At 62.5% G+C, this 13,554-nt stretch carries 14 protein-coding genes; 4 read left to right on the top strand and 10 right to left on the bottom strand.

Annotated elements, in window-relative coordinates; all coding sequences use genetic code 11:
- Nucleotides 1–31: 31 nt before the first annotated feature.
- From C5P05_RS17895 to C5P05_RS17850, 10 genes are all read right to left on the bottom strand, one after another.
- On the bottom strand, nt 32–382 hold the full coding sequence (locus C5P05_RS17895) for a nucleotide pyrophosphohydrolase (RefSeq protein WP_114971195.1): 351 nt from the start codon (nt 380–382) through the stop codon (nt 32–34).
- A gap of 18 nt (nt 383–400) precedes the next feature.
- Nucleotides 401–1,807 (bottom strand): HAMP domain-containing sensor histidine kinase, encoded by a 1,407-nt coding sequence (locus C5P05_RS17890; protein WP_114971194.1) that lies wholly within the window; start codon nt 1,805–1,807, stop codon nt 401–403.
- Nucleotides 1,804–2,484 (bottom strand): response regulator transcription factor, encoded by a 681-nt coding sequence (locus tag C5P05_RS17885; RefSeq protein ID WP_114971193.1) that lies wholly within the window; start codon nt 2,482–2,484, stop codon nt 1,804–1,806. The genes C5P05_RS17890 and C5P05_RS17885 overlap by 4 nt, the downstream gene beginning before the upstream one ends.
- A complete protein-coding gene (locus tag C5P05_RS17880; RefSeq protein ID WP_114971192.1) occupies nt 2,462–2,770 on the bottom strand; it encodes a hypothetical protein in 309 nt (102 codons plus the stop codon). The genes C5P05_RS17885 and C5P05_RS17880 overlap by 23 nt, the downstream gene beginning before the upstream one ends.
- 6 nt (nt 2,771–2,776) lie before the next feature.
- A complete protein-coding gene (locus tag C5P05_RS17875; RefSeq protein WP_114971191.1) occupies nt 2,777–3,250 on the bottom strand; it encodes a Spy/CpxP family protein refolding chaperone in 474 nt (157 codons plus the stop codon).
- Between the two features lie 226 nt (nt 3,251–3,476).
- A complete protein-coding gene (locus tag C5P05_RS17870; RefSeq protein WP_114971190.1) occupies nt 3,477–4,454 on the bottom strand; it encodes a hypothetical protein in 978 nt (325 codons plus the stop codon).
- 61 nt (nt 4,455–4,515) lie between these two features.
- Nucleotides 4,516–5,226 carry an alpha/beta fold hydrolase gene (locus C5P05_RS17865; protein ID WP_114971189.1) on the bottom strand — a complete coding sequence of 237 codons (711 nt, stop codon included), beginning with the start codon at nt 5,224–5,226 and terminating at the stop codon, nt 4,516–4,518.
- A 25-nt stretch (nt 5,227–5,251) separates the two neighbouring features.
- On the bottom strand, nt 5,252–7,615 hold the full coding sequence (gene parC / locus C5P05_RS17860) for a DNA topoisomerase IV subunit A (RefSeq protein ID WP_114971188.1): 2,364 nt from the start codon (nt 7,613–7,615) through the stop codon (nt 5,252–5,254).
- A 66-nt stretch (nt 7,616–7,681) separates the two neighbouring features.
- Complete coding sequence (locus C5P05_RS17855) at nt 7,682–8,563, bottom strand: lytic transglycosylase domain-containing protein (protein WP_114971187.1); 882 nt, start codon at nt 8,561–8,563, stop codon at nt 7,682–7,684.
- Nucleotides 8,563–10,533 (bottom strand): DNA topoisomerase IV subunit B, encoded by a 1,971-nt coding sequence (locus C5P05_RS17850; RefSeq protein WP_114971186.1) that lies wholly within the window; start codon nt 10,531–10,533, stop codon nt 8,563–8,565. The genes C5P05_RS17855 and C5P05_RS17850 overlap by 1 nt, the downstream gene beginning before the upstream one ends.
- Before the next feature lie 141 nt (nt 10,534–10,674).
- Between C5P05_RS17850 and C5P05_RS17845 the strand changes: the two genes are divergently transcribed.
- Genes C5P05_RS17845 through dapA form a run of 4 tightly spaced genes read left to right on the top strand, consistent with a single transcriptional unit; the run spans nt 10,675 to nt 13,527 of the window.
- Complete coding sequence (locus C5P05_RS17845; protein ID WP_420130762.1) at nt 10,675–11,868, top strand: MFS transporter; 1,194 nt, start codon at nt 10,675–10,677, stop codon at nt 11,866–11,868.
- Between the two features lie 4 nt (nt 11,869–11,872).
- Nucleotides 11,873–11,998, top strand: coding sequence for a hypothetical protein (locus tag C5P05_RS34990; protein ID WP_269813941.1), 126 nt, complete (start codon nt 11,873–11,875; stop codon nt 11,996–11,998).
- Between the two features lie 11 nt (nt 11,999–12,009).
- Nucleotides 12,010–12,597, top strand: coding sequence for a class I SAM-dependent methyltransferase (locus C5P05_RS17840; RefSeq protein WP_114971185.1), 588 nt, complete (start codon nt 12,010–12,012; stop codon nt 12,595–12,597).
- Nucleotides 12,598–12,633: 36 nt separating this feature from the next.
- Nucleotides 12,634–13,527, top strand: coding sequence for a 4-hydroxy-tetrahydrodipicolinate synthase (gene dapA / locus C5P05_RS17835; protein WP_114971184.1), 894 nt, complete (start codon nt 12,634–12,636; stop codon nt 13,525–13,527).
- The last annotated feature ends 27 nt before the right edge of the window (nt 13,528–13,554 follow it).

The following is a 13,554-nucleotide window of genomic DNA, read 5'->3' as shown; positions in this document are numbered from 1 at the left end:
CCGACAGGTTGACGACGTTCCACTGCGGTTCTCAGATATCCGTGTACTTCTTGCTGGAACCACGCGAACTATCAACCGGATACTTTTCACCATTCACGATCAGCTTGCTGCGCGCCGCCGCCATCAGGTCAATGTTCAGCTTGTCGCAGAGCTGCAGCAGATAGAGCAAAACATCGGCTGCCTCGGCGGCCACTTCGGCCTGTTTCGGTTCGGAGAGATTTCGGCTTTGTTCCTCGGTCAGCCACTGGAAGTGTTCCAGCAACTCCGCCACCTCGACACTCAGGGCCGAAGCGAGGTTTTTGGGCGAATGAAACTGCTCCCAGTCACGCGCTTTGGCGAAGTCGCGCAGCGATTGGGTGAGGGATTGAAGATCGTTGTTCATGCCCGTGATTGTGAACGCCTACACCGCCGTGCCCGGCAGCGTGACGCTGACCTCCAGCCCCGGCTGCGCGTTACGCACGCTGAAAGTTCCACCATGTGCCTGCGCCACCAGCTTGCACAAGTACAGCCCCAGACCGACACCGCCTTCCGCGCGGGAGCGGGCCGCGTCAGGCCGATAAAAGGGCTGGGCCAGATGCGGCAGTTGATCTTCTGGAACGCCGGGGCCATGGTCGCGCACGGTGATGCGCACGCCGGGCCCTTGGCCTGGCTCCTGGTCCTGCCCGTTGCCTGGTTTGTCAACCTGAACATCAATCGATGGTGGCTGTGGCGCGCCATCGCTGTGGCGCAAGGCGTTGTCCAGCAGGTTGCGCAGCAGCAGGCGCATGCGCGTGCGATCCAGCGCCAGCGTGGGCAAACCCGTCGCGATGTGTTGTTGCACGGCGGGTGCGCCGGGCAGGCCGCTCACCACGTCGTCCACCAGGGCGGCGAGGTCGGTGGCTTCGCGCTGCAGGGCGGCGTGGGGGCTGGCGAGGCGTTCGCTCTCCAGCAGGTCAATGATCAGGTCGCGCATCAGACCCAGATCGCGCAGCAGGGCTTCGCGGCTGGCTTGTACGTCCGGGGTCTCAGGCAGCAGCTCGGTGTTCAGGCGGGCGCGGGTGAGCGGGCTGCGCAGCTCGTGGCTGATGGCCAGCAGCAGCGCGCGCTTGGCTTCCAGCATCTGGTGGATGTCACCGCCCATGGTGTTGATGGTGGCGGCCAGCTCGCCCAGTTGATCGGGGCCGTTCGGCTTATGCACGGGGATGGGTTGGGCGAAGTCGCCTTGGCCAAAACGCAAGGCCCCGGCGCGTATGTCGTCCAACGGGCGCAGCAGGCGGCGCACGCGGGCGTAGGCCAAAGCGGTCAGCATCAGCAGTGCTGCCAGGGTGTACCAACCAACCACGCGCGGCCGGTTGTGCCAGATCTGCCGGTTGACACCGAACTGGATGCGGTGGCCGTCTGCGGTGCTGCGCTCCAGCAGGCGCGGTTCTTGACGGCGCCAGTCGTCTTCGGTCCAGTCGCTTTGCCAGCGCTCACGGCCCCAGCGGCGGGGGGTGTCCGGGGCTTCGGGGTGGCTGCGCCAGTTGACTTGCGGGCCGCTGATGCGCACGGTCACCGGTAGACGCTGCGTCAGCGCGGTCGCACGCTCGATGCTGGGTGGGCTGCCGATGTCGGCGGCCAGGCGGTCCACATAGTCGGCCACGAGCGGACGGGCGGCGTCGCGCCAGCCGAGCGAAAAGGCGTATTGCATGCCGAACAAAAAGGTGCCGGCCATGGCCAGGGCCAGCAACAAAAACAGCCCGATCAGGCGCACGCGCAACGAGTGGCCCAGCGCGTGGCGGGCACGCCGGTGCCAGGGGCGGCGCGCAGGTTTTGGCGCTGTGCTCATGACGGAACGCGCCCCAGGGCGAGCGAGTAGCCAGCGTTGCGCAGGGTCTTGATGCAGTCCAGCGGCTCCAGCTTTTTGCGCAGGCGGCTCACCACAATGTCCACCGCGCGGGTGTAGAGCTCGGCCTCGTGGCCGCGCAGGTGGTTGAGGATGTCGTCACGGCTGAACACCTTGCCGGGCTCACGCGCCAGCAGAAACAGCAGATCAAACTCGGTGCTGGTCATGTCCAGGGTTTGACCCTGGCGCTGCACGCTGCGGGTGACGGGGTCGATGACCAGACCATCAAACACCAGTTTGGAAGTCGCGGGCGCAGTCACGGCGCGGCGGCGCAGCACAGTTTGCAGCCGTGCCACCAGTTCGCGCGGCTCAAAGGGTTTGGGCACGTAGTCGTCGGCACCCAGCTCCAGCCCGACCACACGGTCCATCACCTCGCCGCGAGCGGTGAGCATGATGAGGGGGATGTCGCTCTCTTTGCGGATGGTGCGGCAGAGCTCGAAACCGTCCATCTCGGGCAACATCACGTCCAGGATGGCGGCGTCGAAGCCGCCGGCGCGCAACAAGGCCAGTCCGGCGCTGGGGCGCAGGGCGCTCACCAGGCTCAGGTCAAAGCGCTGGAAGTAAGCCGCCAAGGGTGGCCCCAGTTGGGCGTCGTCGTCAATCAGCAGAATGCGGGTCATGCGGAATTGTCACCTCTGCACGGTGGCGCAAGATAAGGCGGCGCACGCGGTGTTGCTGCTCGCCCGGGAGGTGGTCATACCGGTCCGCCGCATCCATCACCGTCTGCAGCACGTCCAGCGCTGCCGGGCCTTGGTGGGCCAGCAGGCCGTGGGCGTGCTGGCGGTCAAACCTCGGACCCCACACCAGCGCCAGCAGCTCGGCATGGGGGTCGTCACAGCCTGCCAGCAAGGCCGAGCCGTGAGCACGCACGGGCGCTGCGAACTCGCGCAAAGTGAGCGCAGGCATGGTGCTTCAACCGCGGCGGAACCAGTGCCCGCGGCGATGCTCCATGAAGTCGCGCACTTTTTGCTGCTGGGTCGGGTTCAGGCTGTCGTAGAAATCAGCCAGGGCGGCGATGACTTCGGGGCTTTTGCTTTGCAGGGCCGTGGTCTTTTCCATGATCAGGGCCTGCGCGCGGGACTTGTCAAACTTGTCGCCAGCCACCAGTGCCTTCATTTCAGCACGCGGGTCCAGGCTCTGGCCCATCAGGGCCATACGCTGCTCGCGCAGCTTGTCGGCCAATACGGTGAGGCGCTGCTTCTGGTCGGCGTTCAGGTCCAGCTTGCCCGCCACGCGGTCGACCATCTTGCCTCGGAATTCGGCCGCCTCTTCGGTGCTCATCGTGTCCCCAAAGCCATGGGGGCGGTGACCGCAGGCGGTAAGACCGCCGACGAGGATGGAGGCGCCGAACAGGCCGAACAGGGTGCGTTTGATCCAGGGTTTCATGACAGTGTTTCCTTTTTCAAGAAGGGGTTGAACATGAAGTCATGGTGCCTGCGGGCGTGGGCGGCGTCCTCTCTGCGCGGTATCGGTTTGTTTCGGTTTATTTCAGAGCGGCCGCGGCATGGGCTTATTTCGTTTCCAAATCATTCGTGTCTAGGCGCGAAGCCGCAGGCAGTGCTGTAGCATGACAAGGCGAAGCAACAACGACACGGATGATTTAGAAATGGAGTTAACTGTCCCAGTCGCCGCCGTCGCCACTGCTGGCCAGGGCGTCGCCGTCGTCCCACGAGCTTGTGTCGTTGACGCCAAAGTTCTGGCCACCCAGATCGTTGTTGCTGGCCAAAGGCTCGACGCCGTTGTTGGCTGCGGTGTCAGACTTCTGCGCCGGGGGCGTGTCATGGCCCATCAGGCTTTTGCCAATGGCTTGCGCCGCCATCACACCCGCGCCCACGGCCAGGCCCGTGGCCAGACCGCCCATCACCTTGCCGCCCAGGCCCATGCCGGCCGGTTGACCGTAGGCAGGCTGTTGCCCATAACCCGGCTGCTGACCGAAGCCAGGTGCCACAGCGCCGCCACCGGCGTTGTTGCCCATGGTGTTAGCCATGCCAAAGCCCTGCTGGCCGTTCAAGCCGCCTGGCATGGCAGCCGGATTCGCATAGGCCGCTGGCGGCATGGCGGCCGTTGCGGCTTTCTTACGTGTCAGGAAAATACCGATGGCGATCGCCCCACCGCCCAGCGCCAGAGCCAGACCCCACGGGAACGACGAAGCTGGCGCGGCCGGTGCTGAATAGGCAGCGGGTGCGACTGTGGCAGGCGCCCGGCTGGATGAGTTGCTGTTGGAGCCATTGTTGGCCGGCGCACTGTTCTTGGCGGCGAGCTGCGTGCGCAGCGCCTGCACTGCTTCGGGCTTGGCGAAAGCCAGACCCGGGGCCAGCTTTTCCGCCGAGGCCAACGCTTCACGCGCGTGGCTCATCTTGCCCTGGCGTGCGGACAATTCAGCCTGCACAAAATGCGCTTTAGCACTGCCCGGATGGGCCACCAGCACCTGCTGCATCATCACCTGGGCCTGCTCCAGGCGCCCGGCCTGGGCTTCCGCATACACCTGCTTCAGCGTCGGTTCGGACTGCGCCATGGCGAAGCCAAAGCCCAGCAATGCCGAGACCACCAACCACTTGCCGATGTGCCGCTTGATTGATCCAGTGAACATGCGTTGTGCCCTTAAAAGGTAATGAACTTACTTCGGCGAGATGGTGGCATCGGCCGTCAATTCAAGTGCCCAACCACGCCGCCAGCGCCGCATTCACCGCTTGCGGCTGCTCCACACTGCTCATGTGGCCGCACCGCTCGATGATGCACAGCTCGGCGTTCGGAATTGCATCGCGCATTTTTTCGTGCTGGGCCGGCGGGCTCCAGCTGTCTTCGCGGCCGCACAACAGCAGAGTCGGGCAGGTGATGCTGGGCAGCAGCGGACTGGCATCGGGCCGGTTGAGCAGTGCGTTGATCTGCGCGACAAACTGCTCGGGGCTGCTGCGCTCCAGCATGTCGAGGATGGATTCAAACATGGGTGTATCGCGCTCGGCGGGGTGAACCATGCCGCGCGCCCACTGGCTGCCCATGGTGCGCATGCCCTGCCGGCGTGCCTGCGACAGCAAGGCCATGCGGCCGTCACGTTCGCGCTCGCCGGCGGCGCCACCGGGCAGCGGCTGCGCGCCGGTGTCCAGCAGCGCCAGACGCGCCACGCGCTGCGGCGCCAGGCGCCACACCTCCAGCGCCACGCGCCCGCCCATGGAGTGGCCGGCCAGGCTGAAGCGCTCGGTCGGCGCCTCGGCCAGCACCTGCTGCGCCATGGCGGTGAGCGAGTCGCGCAGGCCGTAGTCCGGCACGAGGCACTGCGCCTGGGCCTGCAGCGCCGCGCACTGGGGCGCCCATACGGCGGCGTCGCACATCAGACCGGACAGGAGCATGAGGGTGGGTTTCATATCAGACCTTTCAAGCAGATTCAGACTATTCGACGCGCATGACCGAGGCCGGCTTGAAGCCCAAATCCGCCACCTTGCCTTTGCGTCCGCGCACCGCCCGGGCGTTGTTGAGGCTGCGGATTTCCAGCGTTTCCTCGCGTAGTTTGCCGCCGCGGCCGATGCCTGCAATTTTCACGCTACGGGTATAAGCAGCAGCGCCGGCCAAGGCATCCTTGTCTTCCAGGTCGATCAGCATCAGGCCGCGACCACCGTTGCCCATGACTTTGAGGTCACCGACCTCGAAGGTCAAAATGCGGCCGCCGGTGGAAGCGCAGGCGACATGGGTGGCGGGCGGCCACGGCACGGCGCCCGAGCCGCCGGCCACCGGCGAGGGCCGGCACAAGACTTCGCCCTCATTACAGCTGACAAAGGCTTTGCCGGCCTTGAGCCGGGATGTCATGTTCTCCACCGAGGCGATAAAACCGTAGCCGCCCGAGCTGCTGAGCAGCAGCGTGGCGCTGGCCGGGCCGGCAAAGTAATACGACAACTGGGTGCCGGCTTCGAGTTCCAGCAAGGAGGTCATCGGTTGGCCGTCCCCCCGGGCACCAGGCAACATCGCGACGGCGACGGAATAGACCCGTCCGTTATTGCCAAACGCCAGGAGCATGTCCACCGTGCGGCACTCGAACGTGCCGTACAAGCCGTCACCGGCCTTGAAGGCGAAACTCGCCGGCTCGTGTCCGTGCCCTTTTTGGGCGCGCACCCAGCCTTTGTCGCTAACCACCACGGTCACGGGCTCGTCCACCACCTTGATCTCCAGCACGGCTTTTTTCTCGGCCTGAATCAGGGTGCGGCGCGGGTCGGCAAAAGTCTTGGCATCGGCCTCGATTTCCTTGATCATCAAGCGGCGCAGCGCGGACGGATTGGACAAAATGTCTTCCAACCCTTTTTTCTCGGTGCGCAAGCTTGCCAGTTCCTGCTCGATCTTGATCGCTTCCAGCCGGGCCAACTGGCGCAGGCGGATGTCAAGAATGTCTTCGGCCTGCCGCTCGGACAGCTTGAAGCGCGCCATCAGCGCCACCTTGGGGTCATCGGACTGGCGAATGATGGCGATCACTTCGTCAATATTAAGCAGCACCAGCTGCCGCCCTTCCAGGATGTGGATGCGGTCCAGCACCTTGCCCAGACGATGCTTGGAGCGGCGCTCCACCGTGATCTGGCGGAACTCAATCCACTCAGTCAGCATCTGGCGCAAGGACTTCTGCGTGGGTCGGCCGTCCAGCCCCACCATGGTCAGGTTGATCGGGGACGAGGTTTCCAGGCTGGTATGCGCCAGCAAGGTGGTAATGAGTTCCTGCTGCTGAATGCGACTGGTCTTGGGCTCGCACACAAGGCGCACGGCGGCGTCCTTGCTGGACTCGTCTCGCACCACATCGAGCACCGACAACACGGTCGCCTTGAGCTGGGTCTGCTCCAGAGACAGCGCTTTTTTTCCGGCCTTGATCTTGGGATTGGTCAGCTCTTCAATTTCCTCCAGCACGCGCTGGGTGCTGACGCCGGGCGGCAATTCGGTGACGACCAGCTGCCATTGGCCGCGCGCCAGTTCCTCAATTTTCCAACGGGCACGCACCTTGAGCGAGCCCCGCCCGGTGCGGTAGACGTCGGCAATGTCACTGGCCGTGCTGGTGATCTGGCCGCCACCCGGATAGTCGGGGCCCGGAATAATGGCCAACAACTCGTCATGCGTGAGCTTCGGGCTCTTGATCAGCGCCACGCAGGCGTCGGCGATTTCCCGCAAATTGTGGCTGGGGATTTCAGTCGCCAATCCCACGGCAATGCCACTGGCGCCATTGAGCAAGGCAAACGGCAAGCGGGCCGGCAACTGGCGCGGCTCCTCGGTGGAGCCGTCGTAGTTGGGCGTGAACTCGACCGTGCCTTCGTCAATTTCATCCAGCAGCAGGCTGGTGATTTTGGCCAGCCGCGCTTCGGTGTAACGCATGGCAGCGGCGCCATCGCCATCGCGCGAGCCAAAGTTACCCTGGCCGTCGATCAGCGGGTAACGCAAGGAAAAGTCCTGCGCCATGCGAACTGCAGCGTCATACACCGAGGAGTCACCGTGCGGGTGAAATCGGCCCAGCACATCGCCCACGACACGGGCGCACTTGACCGGCTTGGCGCCGGTGTTGCCATTGGCCCCACCGAAACCCAGGCCCATGCGCGACATGGAATACAGAATGCGCCGCTGCACCGGTTTTTGGCCATCACACACATCCGGCAGAGCCCGGCCCTTGACCACGCTCAGGGCGTATTCAAGGTAGGCACGTTGCGCGTACGAGGCCAGGCTGGGGGAGTCGCCGCCGTCGTCAGGGGGCAGGTTCGGGGGGAAGTCGAGTGTGGATTGGTCGGTCATAAATCAGTTGGGGACAGAGCTGGCTCAGCCAGCGCGTAGCGGCGGTTTGTCCCGCTAAATTTCGGTTTAGTCTCGGGTTTGAGCGGGGGGTTCGGGGAAAGCCGGGTTCATGGACGGAACCGTTGAAACCATGTTGCCGCGGCTCAAAGCCCCGCCTTGAATTTGCATGCGCACGCGCGTCGGTGTTTGGCGTCTGGCCGCTCTCAGCGCCGGAGGCTTGAGCACGGTGTAGAGCTGCATCACGGTTTTCACGTAGTTCTGCGTTTCCTTGTAATTGGGGATCTTGTTGCCGGCGCGCTGCACCGCCCCTTCGCCCGCGTTGTAGGCAGCCAAGGCCAACTCCAACTGGTCTGGAAAAAGATTGATCAGGTAGCTCAAATAGCGCGCCCCGGTCTTGATATTGGTGCCCGGATCGGACAGCTTCTTCTCGATCGATGTCTTTTTGTCACCCGTGACCCCATAGCGTGCGGCGGTGGCGGGCATGAGCTGCATCAGGCCAATGGCGCCCTTGGGCGACACCGCCAGCGCATCAAACCCGGATTCGGTGGCGATCAGCGCCTGCAGCAGCTCATAGTCAATCTGTTGCATGCGGGACGCCTCGCGCAAATGGTGCTTAACGACTTTGTAGTTGGGCGAGACCTCAAAAAAAGCCAATACCTTGGACGCCATGGAAGGCTGCATGGCCGGTGTTTCAGCGGAATTAAAGAGGGTGCCGGCTCCCGTCACAGCGCCGGCCGTGTCAAAACTTTCGCCACCTCGATAAAAAATCTCGTAGCGCTCGTCGATGCGTTCCGCCGCATAGTGGGCCACACCCTTCTCGTCCACGTAGCCCCAGATATCTGCTCGCGCCGCCTGCTGCAAAAACGATAGCAATAAGCCCAGGGCGATCAAGCGCCACAGGCCAAAAATGCTTGTAAATCTACGTTTGCAGAACAGCAGCGTGTTCATCAGATGTCGATCTCGACCGTGTCCCCGTGCAACTCCATCAACTCGCGGCGCGCGGCGGCCTCGCCTTTGCCCATCAGTTTAGTGATCAAGGCCTCGGTTTGCACAAAGTCCATGCTGCCCAACTGCACCGGCAGCAAACGGCGGGTGTCCGGATTGAGCGTGGTTTCCCACAGCTGCACCGCATTCATCTCACCCAAGCCCTTGAAGCGGCTGATGCTCCAGGCGGTCTCGCGCACGCCCTCCTTGCGCAGCTTGTCGAGGATGGCGGCCAGCTCGCCTTCGTCCAGCGCGTAGGCCTTGGAGGCGGGCTTCTTGCCGCGTGCCGGCGCGTCCACGCGGAACAAGGGGGGCCGCGCCACATAGACATGGCCGGTTTCAATCAGCTTGGGGAAGTGCCGGAAAAACAGGGTCAGCAGCAGCACCTGGATGTGCGAGCCGTCCACGTCCGCGTCCGACAGAATGCACACCTTGCCGTAACGCAGGCCGCTCATGTCAGGGCTGTCGTTCGGGCCATGCGGATCAACCCCAATGGCGACGGAGATATCGTGAATTTCGGTATTGCCAAACAGGCGGTCGCGGTCAACCTCCCAGGTGTTGAGCACCTTGCCACGCAGGGGCAAAATCGCCTGACTCTCTTTGTCGCGCCCCATCTTGGCGCTGCCGCCGGCCGAATCGCCCTCGACCAGAAACACTTCGTTGTGGGCCAGATCACGGCTTTCACAATCGGTTAGTTTGCCCGGCAGCACGGCCACACCGGAGCCCTTGCGCTTCTCGACTTTCTGGCCGGCTTTCTGGCGGTATTGCGCCGCCTTGATCGCCAGTTCGGCCAGTTTCTTGCCGTATTCAACGTGATGGTTAAGCCACAACTCCAGGCTCGGGCGCACAAAGCTGGACACCAGGCGCACAGCGTCCCGCGAGTTCAAACGCTCCTTGATCTGGCCCTGAAACTGCGGGTCCAGCACTTTGGCCGACAACACATAACTGGCGCGGGCGAAGACGTCTTCCGGCAAGAGCTTGACGCCTTTGGGCAGCAGCGAGTGCAGTTCGATAAAGCTTTTGACCGCCGTGAACAGGCCATCACGCAAGCCGCTTTCATGGGTGCCACCGGCATGGGTGGGGATCAGGTTGACGTAGCTTTCGCGCACCGGTTGACCGTCTTCGGTGAAGGCCACGCACCAGGACGCGCCTTCGCCTTCGGCAAAGCTCTCGCTCTGGGTATCGGCAAAACCCTCGCCTTCAAACACCGGAATCACCAACTCGCCGTTCAGCGTTTGCATCAGGTAGTCGCGCAAACCGCCTTTGTAAGTCCAGGTTTGCGTCTCTTTGGTCTTCTCTGTGACCAGCGTCACCGTGACGCCAGGCATCAACACCGCCTTGCTGCGCAGCAGGTGGATAAGTTGCGCCATGGGCAAGGCCAGGGCTTCAAAGTATTTCGCGTCGGGCCAGACCCGCACGGTGGTGCCCGACTTGCGGTCACCCTCGCCCTGCTTTCGCGCCAGCAGCGGCTCGATGACATCGCCGCCGGCAAAAACCAGGCGAGCGACCTGGCCCTCACGGTAGGTGGTGGCCTCCAGCCGCGTGGCCAGGGCGTTGGTCACGCTCACACCAACGCCATGCAAGCCGCCCGAAAAGCTGTAGGCGCCGCCCTTGCCCTTGTCGAACTTGCCGCCGGCATGCAGGCGCGTGAACACCAGCTCAATCACCGGCGCGTTTTCTTCCGGGTGCAGGCCGAACGGAATGCCCCGGCCATCGTCTTCGATGCTGACCGAGCCGTCCTCGTGCAGCACAACCTTGATTTTTTTGCCGTGCCCTGCCAGGGCTTCATCCGCGGCGTTGTCCAGCACTTCCTGGATAACGTGCAGCGGGTTGTCGGTCCGCGTGTACATGCCAGGGCGCTGCTTGACGGGCTCCAGGCCCTTGAGCACGCGGATGGAACTTTCGGAATATTCGGGGGTGGGTTTGACTGCCATAGCGGCGAATTGTAGTCGCGCAGCCGAGGATTAACTGTATGGAACACCAGTTTTCATCGCCTGCAAAATGAACCCGTGTCAGCGTTGCGGAAACAGATTGGCTACATTTGCCGCATGACAAGTTCCCACAAAACACTATCGATGACGCAGCTTCTCCTGTGTGGCGCCGCCATCGTGACGCTCTCCATGGGCATACGCCACGGCTTTGGTCTGTGGCTGCAGCCGGTCACTCAAAGCCAGGGCTGGAGCCGCGAAACCTTTGCCTTTGCCATCGCCATCCAGAATCTGGCCTGGGGCGTTTCCGGCATTTTCGCCGGCATGTTGGCCGACCGGTTTGGAGCCTTCAAGGTCATCGTGGGCGGCGCTCTTTTGTATGCGCTCGGCTTGGCCGGTATGGCCACGGCCACCACACCGCTGGTATTTACCGCCACGGCGGGGGTGCTGATTGGCATGGCCCAGGCGGGCACCACGTATGCCGTCATTTATGGGGTGATCGGTCGCAACATCTCGGCGGAAAAACGTTCATGGGCTATGGGCATCGCGGCAGCGGCAGGGTCATTTGGCCAGTTTTTGATGGTGCCGACTGAGAGTTTTCTGATCAGCAGCCTGGGCTGGAAAGAGGCCTTGATGGTCCTGGGCCTGGCGTCCTTGATGATGGTGCCGCTGGCCTGGGGTTTACGCGAACCGGGTCTTGCCGGCGGCGGCACCATTCGTCGTGAACAAACCATTTTGCAGGCCTTGAAAGAAGCCTTCAAGTACCCGAGCTTCCAGTTGCTCATGGCGGGCTACTTCGTTTGTGGCTTTCAGGTGGTTTTCATCGCTGTGCACATGCCCAGTTACCTGAAAGACAAGGGACTGTCGCCCGAAGTGGCGGGCTACGCCCTGGCCTTGATTGGCTTGTTCAATATCTTCGGCACCTATGCCGCCGGCGTAATGGGACAGCGACTGCAGAAAAAGAACATTCTGGCCTTCATCTACCTCGCGCGTGCGCTTGCCATCAGCCTGTTTCTGCTGGCGCCCTTGACGCCCGTGAGCGTCTACGTTTTCTCCAGCGTCATGGGCCTGTTGTGGCTCTCCACCGTGCCCGTCACCAATGCCGCCGTGGCGCAGATCTTTGGCGTGGCGCATTTGTCCATGCTGAGCGGCTTTGTGTTTTTCAGCCATCAGATTGGCTCGTTCATGGGGGTGTGGCTGGGTGGCTATCTGTATGACCGCACCGGCAGCTATGACGTGGTCTGGTACATCGCCATTGCCTTGGGCGTGCTGGCCGCACTGGTCAATCTGCCGATCCAGGAAAAGGCCATCATCCGCCGCCCTGTAGCGCAAGCGGCGTGAAGTCATGAAACGCAGTCACAGGGTCTTGCTCTATGCCGGCGCAGCGTGCGTGCTGCTGGCTGTGTTTGCGCTGTACACACGTCCCGATTTTTTGGTCACCCTGGCGAACCAGGTCTGGGCCTGTTTCTGAAAAGAGTCAATATGGTAGATAGATCGACAACACCAGTCCCGCATGGCTTGGGGGCTCCGTCAAACTGGGTCACGCGCTGGTCTCACCTCGTCCCGCCGGGCGGGACGGTACTGGACATGGCTTGCGGGCAGGGCCGCCACATGAAGTGGTTTGCCGATAAAGGCCATGCGGTGCTGGGTGTTGATCGCTCAGCCGAGGCCATTCATGCCGCGGCAGCTTTCGGCGAGACCGTTCTGGCAGATATCGAAAACGGTCCCTGGCCCCTGATGAATGGTGAGCAGCCTCGTCAATTCGACGCGGTCATCGTCACCAACTATTTATGGCGACCGCTTTTCCCGGTGATTGTCCAAAGCGTTGCGCCCGGGGGACTGCTGATCTACGAGACCTTTTCCGAGGGCAATGAAACAGTGGGCAAGCCCTCAAGGCCTGATTTCCTCTTGCGTTCCGCAGAATTGCTGCAAGCTTGCAACCCTATGCGCGTCATCGCCTTTGAAGAAGGCTTTCTTGAGAATCCACCCCGCTTTGTGCAACGGCTCGCAGCGGCGCAACCCGATTCACGGGATGTAACCGGCACTTCACCGATGCGTTACACGCTCTAGTTAGAATGCTCTTTTACCGTTAACCAACACTCGGACATGACATCCTCAACCGGCCAAATCAGGGGCAGCATCGTGGCACTCGTCACCCCCATGCATGAAGATGGCAGTGTGGACTACCCCACCCTGCGCAAATTGATCGACTGGCACATCGTGGAAGGCACCGACTGCATTGGCGTCGTTGGCACCACCGGTGAATCGCCGACCGTCAATGTGCAAGAGCATTGCGAAATCATCCGCGTCTCTGTGGAGCAGGCCGGGGGACGCGTGCCCATCATGGCGGGGTGCGGCGCCAATTCCACGGCTGAGGCGATCGAACTTACCAAATTTGCCAAGCAGGTGGGGGCCGATTGCCAGTTGCAGGTTGTGCCCTATTACAACAAGCCGACCCAGGAAGGTCAGTACCTGCACTTCAAGGCGATTGCGGAAGCGGTTGACCTGCCTATGATTCTTTACAACGTGCCCGGTCGTTCTGTGGCAGACATGCTGCATGACACAGCGCTGCGTTTGGCGCAAGTGCCCGGCATTGTTGGCATCAAGGAAGCGACGGGCAATATAGAGCGGGCGCAGTGGCTTATTCGCGAAGCGCCAAGGGGATTCGCCATTTATTCGGGCGATGACCCGACTGCGGTCGCCCTGATGCTGTGCGGTGGCCATGGCAACATCAGCGTAACCGCCAATCTGGCGCCGCGCCTCATGCACGAGTTGTGCGTCGCCGCCATGGCGGGCGACACCCGACGGGCGATGGAAATTCAGTTCAGGCTGATGCCCCTGCACAAGAACCTGTTTGTGGAAGCCAACCCCATTCCCTTGAAGTGGGCCATGGCAAGAATGAAACTGTGTGGTGGCACCATGCGTCTGCCCATGACGCCTCTGACCCAAGCTAGCGAAGCCGTGGTTGAAAGCGCTTTGCGCGCAACCGGCTTGGTCTGATCGATCTGATCCGGCCTGACCTATTAC

It is taken from the genome of Rhodoferax ferrireducens (genome assembly GCF_003347515.1).
Lineage (GTDB): Bacteria > Pseudomonadota > Gammaproteobacteria > Burkholderiales > Burkholderiaceae_C > Rhodoferax.
The sequence above is the reverse complement of the archived record's forward strand: the minus strand, read 5'-3'. Positions and strand labels throughout refer to the sequence as shown.

Excerpts from the sequence above, each read along its gene's own strand:
- C5P05_RS17875 (WP_114971191.1), bottom strand. The coding sequence starts at position 3,250 with ATGAAACCCTGGATCAAACGCACCCTGTTCGGCCTGTTCGGCGCCTCC.
- C5P05_RS17880 (WP_114971192.1), bottom strand. The coding sequence starts at position 2,770 with ATGCCTGCGCTCACTTTGCGCGAGTTCGCAGCGCCCGTGCGTGCTCAC.
- C5P05_RS34990 (WP_269813941.1), top strand. The coding sequence starts at position 11,873 with ATGAAACGCAGTCACAGGGTCTTGCTCTATGCCGGCGCAGCGTGCGTG.
- C5P05_RS17870 (WP_114971190.1), bottom strand. The coding sequence starts at position 4,454 with ATGTTCACTGGATCAATCAAGCGGCACATCGGCAAGTGGTTGGTGGTC.
- C5P05_RS17855 (WP_114971187.1), bottom strand. The coding sequence starts at position 8,563 with ATGAACACGCTGCTGTTCTGCAAACGTAGATTTACAAGCATTTTTGGC.
- dapA (WP_114971184.1), top strand. The coding sequence starts at position 12,634 with ATGACATCCTCAACCGGCCAAATCAGGGGCAGCATCGTGGCACTCGTC.
- C5P05_RS17885 (WP_114971193.1), bottom strand. The coding sequence starts at position 2,484 with ATGACCCGCATTCTGCTGATTGACGACGACGCCCAACTGGGGCCACCC.
- C5P05_RS17845 (WP_420130762.1), top strand. The coding sequence starts at position 10,675 with ATGACGCAGCTTCTCCTGTGTGGCGCCGCCATCGTGACGCTCTCCATG.
- C5P05_RS17890 (WP_114971194.1), bottom strand. The coding sequence starts at position 1,807 with ATGAGCACAGCGCCAAAACCTGCGCGCCGCCCCTGGCACCGGCGTGCC.
- C5P05_RS17895 (WP_114971195.1), bottom strand. The coding sequence starts at position 382 with ATGAACAACGATCTTCAATCCCTCACCCAATCGCTGCGCGACTTCGCC.
- parC (WP_114971188.1), bottom strand. The coding sequence starts at position 7,615 with ATGACCGACCAATCCACACTCGACTTCCCCCCGAACCTGCCCCCTGAC.
- C5P05_RS17850 (WP_114971186.1), bottom strand. The coding sequence starts at position 10,533 with ATGGCAGTCAAACCCACCCCCGAATATTCCGAAAGTTCCATCCGCGTG.
- C5P05_RS17865 (WP_114971189.1), bottom strand. The coding sequence starts at position 5,226 with ATGAAACCCACCCTCATGCTCCTGTCCGGTCTGATGTGCGACGCCGCC.
- C5P05_RS17840 (WP_114971185.1), top strand. The coding sequence starts at position 12,010 with ATGGTAGATAGATCGACAACACCAGTCCCGCATGGCTTGGGGGCTCCG.